Source organism: Riemerella anatipestifer ATCC 11845 = DSM 15868 (genome assembly GCF_000252855.1).
Lineage (GTDB): Bacteria > Bacteroidota > Bacteroidia > Flavobacteriales > Weeksellaceae > Riemerella > Riemerella anatipestifera.
Window position 1 is genome coordinate 294,258 of record NC_017045.1, and the last position, 20,056, is coordinate 314,313.

The following is a 20,056-nucleotide window of genomic DNA, read 5'->3' on the forward strand; positions in this document are numbered from 1 at the left end:
GTGGCAATTTTTATAGTTTTTTTAATAATAATTTTTAGCGTCTATTTTTTAGTATAAAGTCAGAAAGTTCCGTCTTAGAGTTTCTGAAAGAAAACCCTTCCGAGACTATGTAATAGTTTTGTGGGTCGGGACAATAGATGTAAGCAGCTTTGGCAACTTCTAGCCTTCCTTTATCAAAATTCATTATCTTTGTGAGTTCTAATACTTGTTGGGAAGTGAAGCTGGTGGTCTGACTTTGAACTAAAAATACCTCCTTTTTATTGTCATCAAAATTTTGTTTTTTGAAATATTCCAAAAATTGTTGAAATTCGGTGGAGTTCATTACATTTTCGTTTGGTCTCCAATTGGGATATTCAGGGTATTCCTGCTGTATAGGTATTTCATCTACTAGAAATAGACCTTCAAAAGGATAAAAATCTAATAAAGAACGCTGATTGTTTCTCAAAAATACTACAGTTTTGTAAATAGGAATACCGTTTCTAAGTACCGTAAGCTGATGTCTGCCCGCCTCCAAATCAAAGAACCTAAAGAAACCTGTCCTGTTTTCAATAGTCTGGTCAGAAATACTAATGGTGTATCTCCTATAATTAGGGTTAGGAACTCTTATAAACAACTCTGCATAAGTATTAGCTTTGCTATAATCATTATCTTTATTTCTATAAAAATCATTTTTAATACGATTGAGCTTTTGAGTCTCTATTTCATTTGGAAGCATTTCTCTCTTAAAATTATGGTTTTGCCCTAAAGCAAAGGAGGAGATAAGCCCTAATGTTAATATTAAAGATTTCATTTGTATAAATATTTAGAGTTCAGTAATGATGTAGTTTTGATATTTTGATTTATTAAAGCTAAAGATATCAACACTTAAATTTTGGTTATACTTAAAGTCTTTAATATCAATCACTGCAATATCATTATCCTTAGATTGTTGTTCTAGTTTTAAGAGTTCTTTTTTACCAGCATCTACAAAAAGATAAACATATTTTATTTCACCTTGTTTAGTGGGTTTCATTCTTATTAAGTCGGCTACTTTGCCTGTACTGATTTTCTTTTTGCCTAGATACTCAATATTGTAGCCCTTTTTGTAATCGTCTAGGTAGTTTATAGGGGAAAACATTGTTGTATCATTGTTGGGCATAGCTATGGTAACCTCTTGGTCTTCATCACTGATATTGTAAACTTTTTTCCCGTCAAATATCTGTTCGGTTCCCATTATTTTTAGTTTGTATTGAGAACCGTTGGAGTAAAAGATGCCAGTTTCTGATTTTTGAACTTTATTTTTACCGGAACCGTATAAAAATTTGAAATAAGTATTCTTTTTAGATTTATAATTAGCCGATACACCATCAAGAAGAGTCTTTGCTTTTGCATCAATTTTTTGAGCTGATAGGTAAGAAATACTTCCTAGAGATAAAACGACTAGCCCTGTTTTTTTTAGTATAGATTTCATAGATTGTTTTTTTAATTTCGTTTCATAGATTCCAAAAACTGTTCCAATGATGTTAAATCTTGGATAAGGACTTCCCTCGCTTTAGAACCATTGAAACTGCCTAAAATCCCAGATGCTTCTAGCTGGTCTACAATTCTGCCCGCTCTATTGTACCCCAACTTGAGCTGTCGTTGCAACATCGAAGTAGAGCCTTGTTGTGTGGAAACTACAATCCTTGCTGCTTCTTCGAAGAGGGCATCTTTTTCATTAGGGTCAAAATCGCTACTAGAACTGCCATTGTCTTCACCATTATATTCAGGTAATTCATAAGCGTCAGGATAACCTTTTTGCTCGCCTATGAAATCTGCTATTTTTTCAACTTCAGGTGTATCTATAAAAGCACACTGTACGCGTGTAATATCGTTCCCATTAGTATAGAGCATATCTCCTTTACCCACGAGTTGGTCGGCACCAGTAGCGTCTAATATCGTTCTAGAATCCACACTTGCATTTACACGGAAAGATACTCTAGCAGGGAAGTTAGCCTTTATCATACCTGTGATGACGTTTACCGATGGTCTTTGGGTTGCAATAATCAAATGAATCCCAACTGCACGAGCTAGCTGTGCTAGACGAGCAATAGGGTGTTCTACCTCTTTACCTGCCGTCATAATAAGGTCAGCAAACTCATCTACTACCAAAACAATATAAGGTAAATAGCGGTGCCCATTTTCTGGGTTTAGTTTTCTCTCGGTGAATTTTTTATTGTACTCTTTAAGGTTTCTACAGAAAGCATTTTTAAGTAAATCGTATCTGTTGTCCATCTCAATACACAGAGAATTTAGTGTATTGATAACCTTAGAATTATCTGTAAGTATAGCCTCCTCGGTATCAGGTAGTTTGGCTAAATAGTGTCTTTCTATTTTGGAATAAAGCGAAAGTTCCACTTTTTTAGGGTCAACCAACACTAGTTTAAGTTCGCTAGGGTGTTTTTTATAAAGTAAAGACGCTAATATCGCATTGATTCCTACAGACTTACCTTGTCCTGTAGCTCCTGCCATTAGGAGGTGAGGCATTTTGGCTAAATCTGCCATAAAGACCTCATTGGAAATGGTTTTACCGAATACAATAGGCAAATCCATATCTGTGGTTTGGAACTTTTGAGAGGCAATTACCGAACGCATAGATACCATAGAAGCATTTTTTCTAGGTACTTCTATACCTATTGTCCCTTTACCAGGCATAGGTGCAATAATACGAATCCCCAACGCCGAAAGGTTAAGAGCTATATCATCTTGTAGTTTTTTAATAGACGCTACTCTTGTACCTACTTCTGGTACTATTTCGTAGAGAGTAACGGTAGGACCGATGGTTGCTTTTATCTGTGCGATACCTACATTAAAGTTTTTTAGAAGTCCTACAATTTTATTTTTGTTTTCTTCTAGTTCTTCTTTATTGATGGTGATTTCTTCGTTACCATAATCGGCTAGTAGTTCAATGCTAGGCATTTGGAATTTAGCTAATTCTAGTCTATGGTCATACAGTCCGTGTTTTTTTACTAATTCGCTAGCGACATCTTCACTTTCTACAACTTCCACAGGAGCTACTTTCTCTATGCTGAAATCAATATCATCATCATTTAAAACCTCTTCCTTAGGAGTTGATTCTAAAGAAACTTCTACAATATTTTCCTTTTTAGTTTCCGAAGTTTTGTTAGGTGTCGCAATGATTTCGGCTGTAGATTGAGGCTCTAAATCAAAATTGATATTATCAAAGGAGATATTTTCCTTTTTAGTAGGAATTTCTACTTTTGGAGTAGAGATAATATTATTAGTGGGTTCTTCTTTAACTAAATTATCTACATCAGAGTCTAAATCTGTGGTATCCTCAGCAGAAGAATCTTCATCGTCTTCGTCATCTTGGAAACCTGTTTTAGCTTTAATATTTTCTAGAGTAGAAGTCGCTTTATCGTTAAGGTTGTCAAATTTAGCTTTAATAACGCTCGGACGAAGATTAAACTCCAAAACAAAGTACAAAGCAATACTGGTAATAAGGATAAGCCAAAGTCCAAAATCTCCGATGAATACGCTTAGATAATCATATATTTGGAAACCATATACACCACTTAAAACACCTTCGCCTTTGGTAATGGCTCCAATAAAAATAGGCAACCAACAAATAAAAAATAACGAATGAGAGAATGCTTTTAAAGGTTTAAAGTATTTCTTTTTAAGAACTAAAGTTCCTAGCATAAAGATTAAGAAAGCAATAATAAACGCACTTATTCCAAAACTTTCAAAGATGAATAGATTCCCTAGCCAATCTCCGAATTTTCCTATAAAATTAGAAGATTTTACAGATTTGTCCGTAAGCATTCCTGCTTGGCTTTGGTCAGACTTCCAACTTCCCAAATAAGAAATGAAAGAAAGAACTAAGATGGCAGAAATTAAAATTAAACTTACGCCTATAATAATACGCCCTTTGGATAAGGTTTTACTAGGAGTTTTTATATCTTGTTTTGGATTCATACTCTAAAAATTATAAGAATTGCAAATTTAACAATTAACAATGACAAAATAGGCTAGACTACTTATAAATTAGTATAACTCTCTCTTGTAGAAAGTGTAATTTTCATTCTCATATTTGGCATAGATGTGTTGCACGCCATTACTTAAAATAATTTCAGGAGATTTTACAATGCTATTGTATCTTGCAATTTGTTCAAAAGTGGTTTCGGTAAGAGGAACGGAAGGAGCTTTGCACTCTATTAAAATTTTAGGTTTTGCCTTTTCTGTAACTAGTAAATCTAGGCGTTTTGTTGTTCCGTTAAGCTCTAGTTTTTGTTCTGTGATAAGGGCAGAAAGATGATAACTTTTAGTCTTGTGGAAATAATGTATCCAGTGTTGTCGCACCCATTCTTCAGGTGTAAGCACCAACCACGATTTTCTTGGTAAATCGTAAATAAAAAATGTATCTTTGTCTTTCTTAAACTGGAAATCAAAAATTTCCTTAAAATCAAGTTTTGGAAGTTGCATTTTTATGAAAGAGTTAGAAATAATCCTCAAAAATATTAAAAATAAAGAACTTCTCCCTATTTATTTTTTTCATGGGGAAGAGCCTTATTATATAGATGTAGCGATAAAACATTTCGAAAATGAAGTCCTCACAGAAGATGAAAAAGCATTTAACCAGACCGTAGTTTATGGTAAGGATACTACTTATTCAGAAGTATTGGCACTGGCAAGGCAGTTCCCAATGATGGGCGACAGACAGCTTATTGTACTCAAAGAGGCTCAAGATATTAGACTTACGGAAAAAGAAACAGAAGCCCTAGAAGCCTATGTTAATAATCCTGTGCCGTCTACCATTTTGGTAATTGCTCATAAGCATAAAAAAGTAGATTCTAGAAAAAAGTTTGCTAAAACTTTGGCTAAGAATAAAATGCTTTTCCTTAGTGAACCTGTCAAAGATTGGAATTTACCTCAATTTATACAAGATGAAATTTCTAGAGCAGGGCTGAAAGCAGAACCTAATATTCCCACAATTTTAGCCGAATATCTAGGAAACGACCTTTCTAGAATAGCTAATGAAATCAATAAACTTAAACTGATTTTAAAGGAAGGCGAGGTACTTAATAGCCTTCTTGTAGAGAAACATATTGGGATTAGTAAAGATTATAATGTATTTGAATTACAAAAGGCATTAGGAACGAAGAATGAAGAACAAGCGATGAAAATAGCTTATTACATCGGTAAAAATCCAAAATCTAATCCGTTTGTGATGATGTTGGGTAGTTTGTACAATTATTTTTCTAACCTCATTGTTTTTCATAGTCTTAAAGGTATGTCGCCACAGAGTATTGCGGCAGAGATGGGCGTTAATCCTTATTTTATTAAAGATTATGAAACTTCGGCGAGACTTTATCCGCTAAAACACGCTACTAGAATTATATCCATTCTTAGAGAATTTGATATGAAAAGTAAAGGTCTAGGAGCGGTAAATATGACGGACGCTGAGCTTCTTAAAGAAATGGTTTATAAAATTTTGAATGTAGATAAAACAAAAGTTAAAGTATAATTAAAAACTGAAAAATAAAGATTCTAATTATGAAAAAAAATATTATTGTGGCTTGTTTAGGCTTAATGCTTTTAGCCTCTTGTAATAAAGATAAAGAGATATTAAATACACTTAATGAGTATAACCTTTCTATGGAAGAAAAAGGGTATCATTTCGGTGATGCTATTAAACTTCCAGAAGAGGTTACCAAAAACGCTGAAACAATAAGTATTAGTTTTGGAGATAAGGAAATATCAGACCTTAAGGTTACGCCTGAAGTTTTTAGCCTAGGTGATAACGAGGTATCTTTTGTTATTAAAACTAAAAGTGGAGAAACATTAACTCAAGACGCCACTATCTATGTTTTTGCTAAAAATCCAGAACAAAATTTAAGCTATACTATCGTGAACGAATATCCGCATAGTACCGAAAACTTCGTACAAGGATTTCAGTTAGAGGGTAATACCATTTACGAAAGTGATGGGCAAAATGGCAGTTCTAGAATCTTAAAATATAATTTAGGAAGTGTAACACCTTTGGCGGTAACACCACAGTCTAATGAAATTTTCTCGGAAGGTTCTACGATTGTGGGCGATAAAGTTTATCAACTTACTTGGCAAAACAAGAAAGGGTTTATTTATGATAAGGCTAGTCTAAAACTTTTATCAGAATTCCCTTATCCTGGTGCAATAGGCGAGGGGTGGGGACTTACCTATGATGGTAAAAATCTTATTTTATCAGATGGAACAAAAAATCTCTATTTCTTAAACCCTAATAACCCGTCTGAAATTACTAAACAGATTGCCGTAGCAGGAAACACCCAAGCTTATGACCGACTTAATGAACTAGAGTATCATCAAGGATTTATTTACGCTAATGTATGGCAACAACCGTATATACTGAAAATCAATCCAAACACAGGGGAAGTGGTAGGGAAATTTGATTTTTCGGAGATAGCTAAAAAACATACTGCAGGGGAAGATGATGTCTTAAATGGTATTGCCTTCAAAGGTGAAAATATGCTAGTTACAGGGAAAAATTGGGATAAAATCTACGAGGTTAAGATTAAATAATTTAGTGAAGTGCGAACCCTTGTCTTCGTTATAAGTTTTTGGGTTGCAAACCTTTCTGCACAGGTTCTTATACCTATAGATGAGGAGGTATTAAAATCTGTGCAAGATATTTTTATAGACGATTATGAAAATATCTACCTATATCAGAATAACGATTTTAGCTTTACCAAATATAACACACAAGGGCAAAAGCAAGGACGAATGATGATGGTGTTTCCGTTTAAGGTTCAATCGGTGCAAAATCCTCTTAATATCGTTTTGTTTTCCGAAAATCAGCAGGAAATAAAAATGCTAGACCAAAATCTTAACGAAATTCAAAGTCTTAAGCCTAGCCAGAGTGCTAGCTATATCAGCCATTTGTATATGGAAAATCTACAATTGATGTGGCTGCTTAATCCTATGTCTAAGACCTTGTTACAGTATCATTTCAGAGAAAATAGATTACTTAACTCTTTTGTTTTAGATATAGATTTTAACGATATTAAAGATTTCATCGTAGACAATGGCTTCTTATATTATTTGCAAAATGATTATTTAATAAAAATATCCTTAATCTCAAAAAAGGTTCAAAAAATGGAAGTGTCATTTGCTAGGAAGTTAAGACGAGAAGGAAATTCTATTTTTGTGATTACCAATACTTCTGTAATTGAGTTTCAGGAAGATAAATTAAAAACTGTTTTTTCTGAACCTAAAGCTCAAATTGTGGAAAAAAATAACAATGGATATTTGGCTTTGATAGGAGACAAACTTTATCTTTACGAACTTTTTTAAATCAATAATTTTTTTCAAAAAACAAATCCATGCATATAGCAGTAACAGGAAATATAGGAGCAGGTAAAACCACACTTACCAAGATGTTAGCAAAACATTACGGCTGGGAGGCTCAGTTTGAAGATGTAGATGATAACCCTTATTTAGACGACTTTTATCACGATATGTCTAAATGGTCTTTTGCCTTACAAATATATTTTCTAGGGAGTAGATTTCGTCAAGTTAAAGAGATTAGAGAGAGTGGTAAAAACATTATTCAAGATAGAACCATCTACGAAGACGCTCATATTTTTGCAGAAAACCTAAACGAAATGCAGCTCTTAAGTGATAGAGATTATAAAAACTACACATCGCTTTTTGAGTTGATGAAAACTTTTGTTTCCGCTCCAGATTTACTGATTTATCTAAGAGCCTCTGTACCCAAATTGGTGGGACAAATTGCCAAAAGAGGTAGAGATTATGAAGCAGAAATAAGTATAGACTACCTTTCTAAACTCAATAATAAATATGAAAGTTGGATACAAAACTATAAAGAAGGTAAGCTTTTAATTATAGAGGTTGATGATTTAGACTTCGTAGAAAGACCAGAAGATTTTGGTTCTATATTAGAAAGGATAGACGGTCAGCTTAATGGTTTATTCTAATCACTGATAAATATCATTTTTTATTAGAGGTAAATATTCTACATTTGCCGAGCAGAAATTTAAAATTAAAACAATGAAAAAACTATTTTTAGTAGGTGCTTTAGCACTTTTCGGAGCAATGAATGCTCAAACAGAAAAAGGGTCTTGGGTTGTAGAAGGTAAAACCAATTTAGGATTTAACAGCGTGTCAACTAAGGTAAAATATGATGGAAAGTCTTATGATGATGGTAAAGTTTCCACTTTTAACATTAGTCCTAGTGTTGGATATTTTGTTATGGACAATTTAGCTTTAGGATTGGAATTAAACTTCTTATCTGCTAAAAGTGGAGATGAAACTAATAGTACTTTCTCTCTTTTACCTAACGCTACTTATTATTTTTCTACAGGATCTCAATTTAGACCATACTTAGGAGCTGGAGTTGGTTATGCTAGTACAACTTCTAAATACAATAATCTTTCAGCTACTGTTGACGGTTTAGCTTGGGGGGTTAAAGGTGGTGGAGTTTACATGTTAAATAAAACTGCGGGTATAAACATAGGTTTAGGTTACAACCAATTTAGTACAACTAACAATAATGCAACTACGACTGTTGGTACATTTGGTGTTAATGCAGGTTTCTCATTATTCTTTAAATAATCTAAGATTAAATAGAAGATAGTTGGAGCAGTCGTTTTAGACTGCTCTTTCTTTTACATTCTAAATAATAAATACTTAAGACTAGGAAACAATGATTAAATTTGTTGCTAAGTCTTATGAATAGGAGTAAAATCAGCGATTATAAAATAAAAAAAATAATCAAGTGTTTTTGTAGCGATATTGACGCAACGAAAACGGCGGAAATTTTAGAGTTCAACAGAAACACCATTAACCGATATTTTAGGATTTTTCGGGAAGTGATTTTTGAAAAACAACAAGCAGATTTGAGTTTGTTTTTTGGAGAAGTTGAATTAGATGAAGCCTATTTTGGAGCAAGGAGATTACGAGGGATTAATATGCCACAAAAACTAGGAAGAGGAATTTGGAAACAACCTGTTTTTGGAGTTTTTGAAAGAGAAGGCAGGGTTTATACCGAACTGATTCCAAATGCAAAAAGTGAAACATTAAGAAAAGTTATTCGAGGAAAAGTTTCATTAGAAAGTATTTTGTTTACAGATGGTTGGCGAGGTTATAGTGGACTTTTAGATATGGGATACGAGAAGCATTTCAGGATTGACAAGAGTAAAAATTTCTCAACTCAGAATGGTGTTCACATTAATGGAATAGAAAGTTTTTGGAGTTTCACCAAGCGAAGATTAGCTAAGTTTAATGGGATAAAATCTACCTTTATATTACACTTAAAGGAATGCGAGTGGCGATGGAGAAAGGAAACTAAAGAAATGGAAAAAGAGTTATGGAAATTGATAAAAAAATATGGATAACTTTTTTAACGACTTCGTCTAAAAGTTACCCACATTTTTTTTATTTTTACAACAACAAACAACAGTGTGAAAATTATAAATTTTAAACCTTTGCTAGTCTAGAGCCTAATAAAATAGACTAACTTTAGTCTATTTTTTGTATTTTTGGGGCAAATTGGAATAATGAGAAGATTTATTGGTTTTGTGCTATTTTCTGTGCTATTAGTTAGCTGTGGAACTTCTAAGAAACCCACAACTACAAGCAAAGTTAGTAAAGTTGCATCTAAGACATTATCTTCAGAAAACTCAGGAGTAGTAACTAAAGAGGCAAAAAAAATAATTAAAACAGCCGAAAAATATTTAGGTGTTCCTTATAAGTATGCAGGGAATACTTCATCTGGTTTTGATTGCTCTGGTCTAGTTTCTAAAGTTTTTATAGAGAATAATAAAACCCTTCCTAGGCGTTCAACTGATCAAGCATTAGAAGGTAATAGCATCTCTGTTAAAGAAATTAAAGCAGGGGATTTAGTTTTTTTCGCAACTATGGGAGGTGCTAAAGTCTCTCATGTGGGTATTGTTCATACCATAGAAACTAATGGGGAAATTAAATTTATCCACGCTTCTACTTCCAAAGGAGTTATTATTTCGTCTCTAAACGAAACTTACTGGAACAAATCTTTTTTATTTGCAAAAAGAATACTTTAAATATAAAATACAAATATGTCATTACAACAAACAATAGAAAATCTTTGGGAGAACAGAGGTTTATTACAAAATGAAGAAAATCAAAAAGTAATTAGAGAAGTTATTGCTAAACTAGACAAGGGAGAACTTCGTGTAGCTGAGCCTACGGCTGACGGTTGGCAAGTAAACGAATGGGTGAAAAAGGCGGTAGTAATGTATTTCCCTATTCAAAAAATGGAAACTATCGAAGTAGGACCTTTTGAATTTCATGATAAAATGCCTTTGAAAAGAAACTACGCTGAAAAAGGGGTAAGAGTAGTGCCTCACGCGGTGGCTAGAGAAGGGGCTTATATAGCATCTGGGGTTATTATGATGCCATCTTATGTAAATATTGGGGCGTATGTAGATAGTGGTACTATGGTAGATACTTGGGCTACGGTAGGAAGTTGTGCTCAGATAGGTAAAAATGTACATCTAAGTGGTGGTGTTGGTATTGGTGGTGTTTTAGAGCCATTACAAGCGGCCCCTGTAATCATAGAAGACGATGTCTTTGTTGGGTCTAGATGCATTGTGGTAGAAGGTGTACATGTTGAAAAAGAAGCTGTTTTAGGTGCTAATGTGGTATTAACAAGTTCTACTAAGATTATAGATGTAACAGGAGAACAGCCAATTGAATATAAAGGGAGAGTACCAGCTCGTTCAGTAGTAATTCCAGGAAGTCTTACTAAAAAATTCCCTGCAGGAGAGTATCAAGTACCTTGTGCTTTAATTATCGGTAAGAGAAAAGAATCAACAGATAAGAAAACCTCTCTTAACGATGCTTTAAGAGAGAATAATGTAGCGGTATAGTCTTTATGTCTGTAAAAACAAAATTGCTAAAATGGTTCTATAATCCAAAAGTAATTTTTGGGGTTTATTCCTTGGCGGCTATTTTTTCTGCACTTAGTAAATATTTTCATGGGAAAGAGGCTTATAATAATTATTTGTTATTCAAATATGTATTCTTCCATACAGTAGATAAGAAGAATTTATATGCACAATATCCTGAACTTTACTTTGATAGCAATCATTACGGAATATTTTTTAGTACGATAATAATGCCCTTCGCATTGATGCCAGATGCAATAGGAATGGTTTTATGGAATTTAGCAAATGTATGGCTGCTGATGTACGCATTCGCTAAGCTACCCATATCTACTAATAAAAAAACATTGTTAGCATGGTTGTGTTTACAGGAATATATTACAGCAGCAGTAAGTTTTCAATTTAATGTTGGGCTTACTGCCTTGCTTATGCTATCTGCCATTTATGTTGATAACAAAAAGGAAATACATGCATCTGTAGCTATTTTGACTGGCTTTTTCGTGAAAATTTATGGGATTGCAGGGTTAGCATTTTTCCCCTTTATATCTAATAAAAAGAAGTTTATTTTTTCCTCTTTAGGAATTTTTGTTCTCTTTTTAATTCTGCCTATGCTCCTATCTGATATGCATTTTGGACTTCAGTCTTACCTAGATTGGTATCAGTCTTTAAGTGGAAAAAATCTATCTAATCAGGTTTTAGGAAATAGACAAGATTTTTCTTTAATGGGAATTGTAAGGCGAGTTCTTGGAGACCCTAATATATCAAACTTAGTATTTTTGGTACCTGGAATTATTCTCTTTGCATTGCCGTATATTAGATTTTCACAATATAAAGCCACGGCTTTCAGACTAATGATATTAGCTTCTACACTTTTGTTTATAGTTTTATTTAGTTCAGGTTCAGAATCACCTACTTATATTATTGCGGTTGCTGGAGTTATGATATGGTTTGTAATACAAAAAAATCAAACCTTTACCACAATGGCTCTTATGCTTTTCGTAATGGTACTGACTTGTTTTAGCTTTTCAGATTTATTTCCGAGGTCTATAAAAGAAGATTATGTTATTAAGTATTCTCTAAAAGCATTGCCTTGTTGTTTAGTTTGGTTTAGAATACTTTATGAATTATTGGTAAAAGATTTTGAAAAAGATTACTCATTAACCTAGTATTGTATTTATCTATGAAAACTATTTCTATTGTCATACCAGCACATAATGAGGAGAATAACATTGGACCTATATGTGCAGAGATAAAAAAAGTGATGGAAGATGTACCTGATTATGACTTTGAAATTATCTTTGTAAATGATGGGAGTAGAGATAGCACTCAACGAGTTTTAGAGGAAGTTTCTAAAGAAATAAAAGAAGTTAAATACATTGAATTTTCAAGGAACTTTGGACATCAATGTGCTGTAAAGGCGGGAATGGATTTTGCCAAAGGAAATGCCGTTGTTTCTATGGATGCGGATATGCAGCATCCTCCCAGATTGATTCCCAAAATGATAAAAAAATGGGAAGAAGGCTATGATATAGTTTATACCATAAGAGCTTATCCTAAAGAAATTTCTTTTTTCAAAAAAACAACTTCCAAATGGTTTTATAACTTTTTATCCAAAATATCGGATATTGATTTAACTAAAGGTGGTGGTTCTGATTTCAGATTGATGGACGCTTCCGTTATTGATATTATCCGAAATGTAAAAGAAGAGGATCTTTTTTTAAGAGGGTGGACGAATTGGGTTGGTTTTAAACAAACGGGCGTAAGTTTTGTTGCAGCTGAAAGATTATCGGGAGAAAGCAGCTACAATCTAAAGAAAATGATTAGTTTCGCGTTTACAGGAATAACATCATTTAGTATAAAACCGCTTTATTTGGCGGCTTATTTAGGTTTTTTCTTTTCCATATTGGCGGTATTCATTTATATACCTTATGTGGTGTATGCATTTTGGTCAGATACGGAAATTTCTGGTTGGGCATCTCTAATTATGACAATGGTCTTTTTTGGTGGGGTTCAGCTTATTATTCTTGGAATAATGGGGATTTATCTAGGGAAGATTTTTAAACAAGTTAAAGAACGCCCCAATTATATTATTAGAACAAAAAACTTTTAAACTAAATGGTTCTACTCTCATTTGATATAGAAGAATTTGATATGCCCTTAGAATACCAAGGGGATATCCCTTTTGAGGAACAACTAAAAGTATCTCAAGAGGGACTAAAAAACATACTGGGAATATTAAGAAAACATCAAATAAAAGCGACTTTTTTTTCTACAGTAGTTTTTGCAGAAAATAGTCAGGGTTTAATTCATCAGTTACTATCAGAAGGACACGAACTTGCCTCACACACTTGGTATCATTCAAAATTCAAAGATGTAGATTTAAAAAAATCAAAAGAACATCTTAGTTCCTTATTTAACACACAAGTGGTGGGACTAAGAATGCCTAGAATGCAACCTGTTAAAGAGGAAGAGGTAAGTAAAGCAGGGTATTTATACAACTCTTCTATCAATCCTACCTTTTTGCCAGGAAGATATAACAATTTACATATTTCTAAAACATACTTTAAAGAGGGAAATGTTTGGCAAATACCAGCCTCTGTTTCTTTATTAAGAGTACCTTTGTTTTGGCTTAGTTTTCATAATTTCCCGATATTTATATACCAACTGCTGGCTAATTATGCGTTAAAAAGAGATGGTTATCTTAATATCTATTTCCATCCTTGGGAATTTTCTAATATTAGTAAAAAAAGTTACAAATTACCGTCCTATACTACCAAAAATACAGGTGAATCTATGGTAAGAAGATTTGATAATTTTGTATCTTGGTTAAAGAACAAGGGTGAAACATTTGTAACTTATAAAGAATTTTTAGCTGAAAAAACAAAATAATCATTATGAAAATAGCCTTCGATGCCAAAAGATTTTTTCATAATACCTCAGGTCTAGGGAACTATTCTAGAGATTTGGTAAGAATTTTGGCTTCAGAATTTTCGCAATATCAATACTATCTTTTAGCTGAAAAAAGAAGTGAAAGAGGAAAAGATATTTTAACATTACCCAATGTTACTTTTAAAGAAATATCCAAAGGATTTTTAGCGAGGCAAAGGCAAATGGGAACTGATGCTCAGAATTTAAAAGCCAATATCTTTCACGGACTTTCTGGAGAACTCCCTCTGATATGGAATGATAGAACAATTAAAAAAGTGGTAACTATTCATGATTTAATTTTCTTGCGTTACCCTCAGTTTTATTCTTTCTTTGACAGGAAAATTCATTTTTGGAAATTTAAAAAGGCTGCTCAACAAGCAGATGTTATCATTGCCATTTCGGAACAAACAAAAAGAGACATTATTAAATACCTAAATGTTTCGGAAAGTAAGATAAAAGTGGTTTATCAAGGCTGCCATAAAGCTTTTAAGAACCCACTAAGCTCCAGCGAGCTTACTAAAATTGCTTTAAAATATCAGCTACCAAAGCGTTTTTTACTAAATGTTGGTACCATAGAAGAAAGGAAAAATTTACTCAATGTAATCAAAGCTTTAGATGGTACAAATATCCCTTTAGTGGTAGTGGGACGAAAAACAAAATATCAAAAAGAAATTGATAAAATTCTAGCTCAAACCAAAGTAGAAGTCCGTTTTTTAGAAAATGTATCTATGGAGGAACTGGCAGGGATTTATCAGTTGGCAGATATATTTATTTATCCCAGCCTTTTTGAAGGATTTGGTATTCCTGTTATAGAGGCTTTATATTCAGGCACTCCTGTTATTACGAGTAATATAAGTAGTATGCCCGAAGCTGGTGGTCCAGATTCTACTTATATCAATCCACAGAATATACCAGATATTAAATCCAAAATCCTATTTTTATGGAATAATGAAGCGGAAAGAAAACGCCGTTCAGAAAAAGGATTAGACTATGTGCAGAGGTTTAATGATGAAAATATAGCTGCCGATTTAATGAAAGTCTATAAGGAGGTACTAAGTTAACTACAAGTTAAAATTAAAAAAGAATTTAAAATATTAAGTTCAAATTTGTATTTTTGTGCAAATCGTTACTTAAATAAAAAAACAAAAAATAATGAGAATACTAATCGTTGGAAATGGAGGTAGAGAATCTGCTCTAGCTATGAAACTCAAAGATGATAAAAGAGTTACCCAAATGTATTTTGCTAAAGGCAATGCCACTACACAAGCCTTAGGTAAGACAGCACACGAAACTGATATTAAATACCTAAGAGATTTTGCTATCAAAGAAAAAATAGATTTAACCATTGTAGGTCCAGAAGCTCCACTGGTAGACGGTTTAGTAGACGAATTTAAAAAGTTGGATTTAAAAGTTTTTGGTCCTAACCAAAAGGCAGCTAGCCTAGAAGGAAGTAAAGCATTTTCTAAGAAATTTATGCAGAAACATGGCGTTAAAACGGCTGTTGCAAAAGTTTTTGATGCTTACGAAGAAGCTAAAGAATATCTAAATAACAAAAACTATCCTTTAGTAATCAAGGCAAGTGGTTTGGCTGGAGGCAAAGGTGTAGTTATTTGTGAAGACTATGATGAAGCATTGGCTACCCTTGATGATTTTATGATTAGAAGAATCTACGGAGATGCAGGGATTAGAGTCATTATAGAGGAGTATTTAAGAGGATTTGAAGCTTCTATCATTGCTTTCTCTAATGGCAAAGAACTTTTCCCGTGTATACCAGTGAAAGACTATAAGAAGGTAGGCAACGGAGATAAAGGAGCAAATACAGGAGGAATGGGTAGTGTGGCTCCAAGCCCAGAGTTTACAGAGGCTCACATGGAAGACTTCAAGAAAAATATACTCACCCCAACTATTCAAGGGCTTAAAGCTGATGAACTTGAGTTTAAAGGATTTATCTTCTTTGGTCTGATGGTAACAGCTGATGGTTGCTACTGTTTAGAATACAATATGAGATTAGGTGACCCTGAAACACAGGTGATTATGCCATTATTGGAAAATAATCTTATTGATGTTATTGAAGATTGTTTAGCAGGTAAAGAAGTGGAGCTTAAATTCAAAGACGAAAAAGCCGTATGTTTGGTAATGTGTTCTGGAGGTTATCCTAGAAATATAGAAACAGGGTACGAAATAACAGGCTTAGATAAGGTAGCTCATAGCCAAGTCCTATTTGCAGGGGCTACTAGACAAGGGGAAAGAGTCATTACTAACGGAGGGCGAGTGGTTAATTTTGTAGCCACAGCTCCAACTTATGAGGAAGCACGAAAGAAAGTTTATGCTGATGCTCATACAGTAAATTTTGATTATGCTTTTTATCGTGATGATATTGCTAAATTTTAATCAGATTATAATTATATAACTAAATATTGAAAAGTAATTATGTGAAATTTGTTAATAATTTCCATAGTTACTTTTTGTCTAAATAAACCATCTATGCAAAACGGAATTATTATATTAGACTTCGGTTCTCAGTACAACCAACTGATAGGAAGACGTATTAGAGAAATGGAAGTTTACTCTGAAGTATTGCCTTACAATACACCTATTGAAGTCATATTAGAAAAGAATCCAAAAGGAATTATCTTATCTGGTGGACCTAGCTCTGTAAATGCGGAAAATGCCCATTTAGTAGATAAAGCTTTGTTTGAACAATCAATTCCTGTATTAGGAATCTGTTATGGTATGCAGTTAACGACTCATCTACTGGGAGGTACTGTTAAAAAAGGTATCAAAGGAGAATATGGCAAAGCTGAACTTAAAATACAACAGTCTTCTAAATTATTTCAAGGAGTTTCGGAAGAGTCTATTGTTTGGATGAGCCATTTTGATGAAGTAGAAGAAGTACCAGAAGGTTTTACTATTAACGCTAAAACAGAAGTAATTTCAGCCATTTCTAACGAAGATAAAGATATTTATTGCGTTCAGTTTCACCCAGAGGTTTCTCATACAGAAGAAGGGGTTAAAATGCTAGAAAACTTTGTTTTTAATATTTGTAAGGCAGAGAAAAACTGGAAACTTACTAGCTATATAGACCGTACCATAGAAGAAATTAGACAAAAAGTTGGTAATCAAAAGGTGATATTAGGACTATCTGGAGGTGTAGATTCTTCTGTAGCAGCGGTTTTAATCCATAAAGCGATTGGCTCTCAACTGACTTGTATTTTTGTAGATACAGGTCTTTTAAGAAAAAATGAAGCACAGAAGGTAATGGAGAATTATGGCTCTCATTTCAATCTTAACATTAAGCTGATAGATGCTTCAGAGAGATTTTTATCAAAATTAAAAGGTGTTTCAGACCCTGAACAAAAACGAAAAATCATCGGAAATGAGTTTGTAGCTGTTTTTGATGAAGAATCTCATAAAATAGAAGGTGCTAAGTTTTTAGCTCAAGGAACAATCTATCCCGATGTAATAGAATCTCAATCAGTTAAAGGTCCATCTGCAGTTATAAAATCTCATCATAATGTAGGTGGTTTACCAGAAGATATGGAATTTGAACTTTTAGAACCTTTGAGAGAGCTTTTCAAAGATGAAGTAAGAAAAGTAGGAGAGGAGCTAGGCATTCCACATCATTTGGTTTACAGACATCCGTTTCCGGGACCTGGATTAGGTATTAGAATTTTGGGTGAAGTAGATGCTGAAAAAGCTAAAATATTGCAAGAAGCCGATGATATTTTTATAGAAGAACTTTATAAAAATGATTTATACGATAAGGTGTCTCAAGCGTTTGTGGTATTACTTCCTGTAAAATCGGTAGGAGTTATGGGAGACGAGAGAACTTATGAATACACAGCTGTGGTGCGTTCTGCAAATACAATAGACTTTATGACGGCAACCTTTAGTAAATTTCCTTGGGAGTTCTTAGAAAAGGTATCTAATAGAATCATCAATGAAGTTAAAGGCATCAATAGAGTAGCTTATGATATCTCTAGTAAACCACCTGCAACTATAGAATGGGAGTAAAAGTAAAATTTTTAAAAAGAACGAAATAATATGTTTTTAATTACTACGGAACAGTCATTTACAAAAAATGTTGGCTCTGCTTGGGATAAAACCTATGAGAAATTAGAAGATTGGCAACAGTCCATATTTTCTAATATCCCTAACTTTATTGTAGCAATTTTTGTTTTTACAGTCGCTCTATTTTTATCAAGAATTATTTATAGAGTTGTTGTTAGTCTACTTTACAAAACATCTTTACAAGATTCTGCTAAAAATGTAATTGCCAGAATGGTATCTATAGGAGTTATTATGCTTGGGATTATACTCGTTTTGGTAGTTCTTAACCTTAATGGTGTTTTAAATACGATTCTTGCGGGTGCGGGTGTTATGGGGTTAGCCGTAGGTCTAGCATTACAAGGAACGCTATCCAATACCTTCTCAGGAGTGGTACTTTCTTTAGTGAAAAATATCAGAATTGGCGATTGGGTATCCTCAAATAATTTCTCTGGTCAAATTATGGATATAGACTTTAGAATGACTACGATAAAAGATATAGATAATAATATTGTATTGATACCTAATAAATTAGTGTTAGACTCACCGATAAAAAATGCTTCTTTGACTCCTCAAAGAAGACTTATCTTAACCTGCGGTGTGGGGTATGAGTCTGATTTAGATAAAGTTAAAGAAATTGTTCTAGAAACAGTAAAAAAAACGGTTGAATATTTAGTAGAGGAAGAAGAAATTACTTTCCTCTATACCTCGTTTGGAGATAGTGCTATTGATTTTGAATTGAGATGTATGCTCAATGTTAGCTCTGGCTTGTTGGTAGCACAACAAAAAAGTAATCTTATTACTGCCCTAAAGAAAAGGTTTGATGAGGAAGGTATAAATATACCATTTCCTATTAGAACTTTTAAATTTGAACAATAGAATAGAAAAGCCTTGCTTCTTCTAGGATAAGAGCAAGGCTTTTTTTATTTCATATCGTACATCACCATTGCGGTCATCAGTTTTGGAGATATTAGAGTAGATTTAGGTGGCATTTTTTGATTTAAGTCGGATATTTTAACCAAATCATTAAAACTTACTGGATAAACCCCAAAAGCAACTTGATATTCGTTTGAGTCTACCTTGTCTTTTAATTTTAGTATTCCGTTAATATCAGAAGTTCCCTTTAAAAATTTAACTCTATCCGAAATCTTAGAGTTTTCTATACCTAAAATTGGTTTTAGAATAAACTTTTCTAAAAGGTAATGATCCATACTCTCCAATCCTTCTTCCGTAGGACGAAGGTCGTGTTTAATGTGTAGACTATAAAATTTCCCATCTAAATACATACTGATATGGAATTTTTTAGAAGGGAAATAAGGCGTTTCTCCCTTTTCATAGATAAGGAAATCTTGCTCCAATCGTTTTAAGAAATCTTCCTTAGAAAATCCGTTAAGGTCTTTTATCAATCTGTTGTAATCGTGTATTTTTATAGACTGATTAGATACAATGAAACTATAAACAAAGTTATAACCTTCTGTACCTAAACTCTTTTTGTTTTTCTCTCTTTGTAATTTTGCATTCAATGCAGCAGAGCCAATTCTATGGTGTCCGTCGGCTATGTAGAAAGAGTCTATTTGGTCTATAACCTCTTTAAACTGTTGGAGTTTTAGGCGGTTATCTATTTTCCAAACTTTATGACAAATATTTTGGTCATCTTTGAAATTTATGATAGGAATGTTTTTCTCCTCAAGATTCATCAACATTTCTACCTTTGAGTTTGCTGGATAGGTAAGGAGTACAGGTTCTGCTTGTAGTTCTACCTTACCAAGGTATTCGGCTAACCTTTCTTTTTTATGTGTAATAGTAGCCTCGTGCTTTTTTATTTTGCCATTCCAAAAATCTTCTACAGAAACTAATCCTAATAAACCTCTGAAAACGGTTTTGTTAGGCATTATTTGCTCGTATAAGTAGTAAGAAGCGGCATCTTGCATAAGATTACTCTTTGCTATTTCTTCGTAGTTATTTCTTACCTTTCTTAAATTTCTGTTTACATCTTTGGATTTACTGCATATATAGGGCTTTACCATATTGATGTAGCTTCCTTCTATGTTCGCTTTTTCAGCTATCACATCATCAGTATAGTTATCCAACGGACGAGTGGGAAATATGTTAATGTACTCGCTTCTTGGTCTTACTCCTTTAAATGGTTTAAATGTAGGCAT

20 protein-coding genes are annotated in these 20,056 nt (G+C 33.3%); 15 read left to right on the forward strand and 5 right to left on the reverse strand.

What is annotated here, in order from left to right; genetic code table 11:
• Positions 1–34: 34 nt before the first annotated feature.
• The 4 genes from RA0C_RS01580 to RA0C_RS01595 all read right to left on the reverse strand — a co-directional run bounded on the left by RA0C_RS01580 (position 35) and on the right by RA0C_RS01595 (position 4,464).
• Positions 35–790 (reverse strand): DUF4476 domain-containing protein, encoded by a 756-nt coding sequence (locus tag RA0C_RS01580; protein ID WP_004919106.1) that lies wholly within the window; start codon positions 788–790, stop codon positions 35–37.
• Positions 791–802: 12 nt separating this feature from the next.
• Positions 803–1,450: a LolA family protein gene (locus tag RA0C_RS01585; protein WP_004919104.1), complete on the reverse strand. Its 648-nt coding sequence runs from the start codon at positions 1,448–1,450 to the stop codon at positions 803–805.
• Positions 1,451–1,461: 11 nt separating this feature from the next.
• Complete coding sequence (locus RA0C_RS01590) at positions 1,462–3,957, reverse strand: FtsK/SpoIIIE family DNA translocase (protein WP_004919100.1); 2,496 nt, start codon at positions 3,955–3,957, stop codon at positions 1,462–1,464.
• A 69-nt stretch (positions 3,958–4,026) separates the two neighbouring features.
• Positions 4,027–4,464 (reverse strand): type I restriction enzyme HsdR N-terminal domain-containing protein, encoded by a 438-nt coding sequence (locus RA0C_RS01595; protein WP_004919098.1) that lies wholly within the window; start codon positions 4,462–4,464, stop codon positions 4,027–4,029.
• Between the two features lie 4 nt (positions 4,465–4,468).
• On the opposite strand from RA0C_RS01595, the gene holA reads away from it, so the two are divergent.
• The 15 genes from holA to RA0C_RS01670 all read left to right on the forward strand — a co-directional run bounded on the left by holA (position 4,469) and on the right by RA0C_RS01670 (position 18,773).
• Positions 4,469–5,506 (forward strand): DNA polymerase III subunit delta, encoded by a 1,038-nt coding sequence (gene holA / locus RA0C_RS01600; RefSeq protein ID WP_004919096.1) that lies wholly within the window; start codon positions 4,469–4,471, stop codon positions 5,504–5,506.
• Positions 5,507–5,535: 29 nt separating this feature from the next.
• Positions 5,536–6,558 (forward strand): glutaminyl-peptide cyclotransferase, encoded by a 1,023-nt coding sequence (locus RA0C_RS01605; RefSeq protein WP_004919094.1) that lies wholly within the window; start codon positions 5,536–5,538, stop codon positions 6,556–6,558.
• Between the two features lie 9 nt (positions 6,559–6,567).
• Positions 6,568–7,329 carry a hypothetical protein gene (locus RA0C_RS01610; protein ID WP_004919092.1) on the forward strand — a complete coding sequence of 254 codons (762 nt, stop codon included), beginning with the start codon at positions 6,568–6,570 and terminating at the stop codon, positions 7,327–7,329.
• Between the two features lie 29 nt (positions 7,330–7,358).
• The gene (locus RA0C_RS01615) at positions 7,359–7,973 is read left to right on the forward strand and encodes a deoxynucleoside kinase (RefSeq protein ID WP_004919090.1); all 615 of its coding nucleotides are present in this window, start codon (positions 7,359–7,361) and stop codon (positions 7,971–7,973) included.
• Between the two features lie 73 nt (positions 7,974–8,046).
• On the forward strand, positions 8,047–8,610 hold the full coding sequence (locus RA0C_RS01620) for an outer membrane beta-barrel protein (protein ID WP_004919088.1): 564 nt from the start codon (positions 8,047–8,049) through the stop codon (positions 8,608–8,610).
• 116 nt (positions 8,611–8,726) lie between these two features.
• Positions 8,727–9,392, forward strand: a complete 666-nt coding sequence (locus RA0C_RS01625) for an IS1595-like element ISRan1 family transposase (RefSeq protein ID WP_013446696.1) — start codon at positions 8,727–8,729, stop codon at positions 9,390–9,392.
• Between the two features lie 162 nt (positions 9,393–9,554).
• On the forward strand, positions 9,555–10,076 hold the full coding sequence (locus RA0C_RS01630; RefSeq protein WP_004919390.1) for a C40 family peptidase: 522 nt from the start codon (positions 9,555–9,557) through the stop codon (positions 10,074–10,076).
• Between the two features lie 15 nt (positions 10,077–10,091).
• On the forward strand, positions 10,092–10,904 hold the full coding sequence (locus RA0C_RS01635; RefSeq protein ID WP_004919388.1) for a 2,3,4,5-tetrahydropyridine-2,6-dicarboxylate N-succinyltransferase: 813 nt from the start codon (positions 10,092–10,094) through the stop codon (positions 10,902–10,904).
• A 5-nt stretch (positions 10,905–10,909) separates the two neighbouring features.
• Positions 10,910–12,085: a glycosyltransferase family 87 protein gene (locus RA0C_RS01640; protein WP_013446697.1), complete on the forward strand. Its 1,176-nt coding sequence runs from the start codon at positions 10,910–10,912 to the stop codon at positions 12,083–12,085.
• A 14-nt stretch (positions 12,086–12,099) separates the two neighbouring features.
• Complete coding sequence (locus RA0C_RS01645; RefSeq protein WP_013446698.1) at positions 12,100–13,029, forward strand: glycosyltransferase; 930 nt, start codon at positions 12,100–12,102, stop codon at positions 13,027–13,029.
• A gap of 5 nt (positions 13,030–13,034) precedes the next feature.
• Positions 13,035–13,808, forward strand: a complete 774-nt coding sequence (locus RA0C_RS01650) for a polysaccharide deacetylase family protein (RefSeq protein WP_013446699.1) — start codon at positions 13,035–13,037, stop codon at positions 13,806–13,808.
• Between the two features lie 5 nt (positions 13,809–13,813).
• A complete protein-coding gene (locus RA0C_RS01655; protein ID WP_013446700.1) occupies positions 13,814–14,908 on the forward strand; it encodes a glycosyltransferase family 4 protein in 1,095 nt (364 codons plus the stop codon).
• Between the two features lie 91 nt (positions 14,909–14,999).
• Positions 15,000–16,238, forward strand: a complete 1,239-nt coding sequence (gene purD, locus RA0C_RS01660; RefSeq protein WP_013446701.1) for a phosphoribosylamine--glycine ligase — start codon at positions 15,000–15,002, stop codon at positions 16,236–16,238.
• Positions 16,239–16,331: 93 nt separating this feature from the next.
• Positions 16,332–17,861 (forward strand): glutamine-hydrolyzing GMP synthase, encoded by a 1,530-nt coding sequence (guaA, locus tag RA0C_RS01665; protein ID WP_013446702.1) that lies wholly within the window; start codon positions 16,332–16,334, stop codon positions 17,859–17,861.
• A 30-nt stretch (positions 17,862–17,891) separates the two neighbouring features.
• On the forward strand, positions 17,892–18,773 hold the full coding sequence (locus tag RA0C_RS01670) for a mechanosensitive ion channel family protein (RefSeq protein WP_004919372.1): 882 nt from the start codon (positions 17,892–17,894) through the stop codon (positions 18,771–18,773).
• 44 nt (positions 18,774–18,817) lie between these two features.
• On the opposite strand, the gene RA0C_RS01675 is transcribed toward RA0C_RS01670, so the two are convergent.
• Positions 18,818–20,056, reverse strand: a complete 1,239-nt coding sequence (locus tag RA0C_RS01675) for a DUF1015 domain-containing protein (protein WP_004919369.1) — start codon at positions 20,054–20,056, stop codon at positions 18,818–18,820.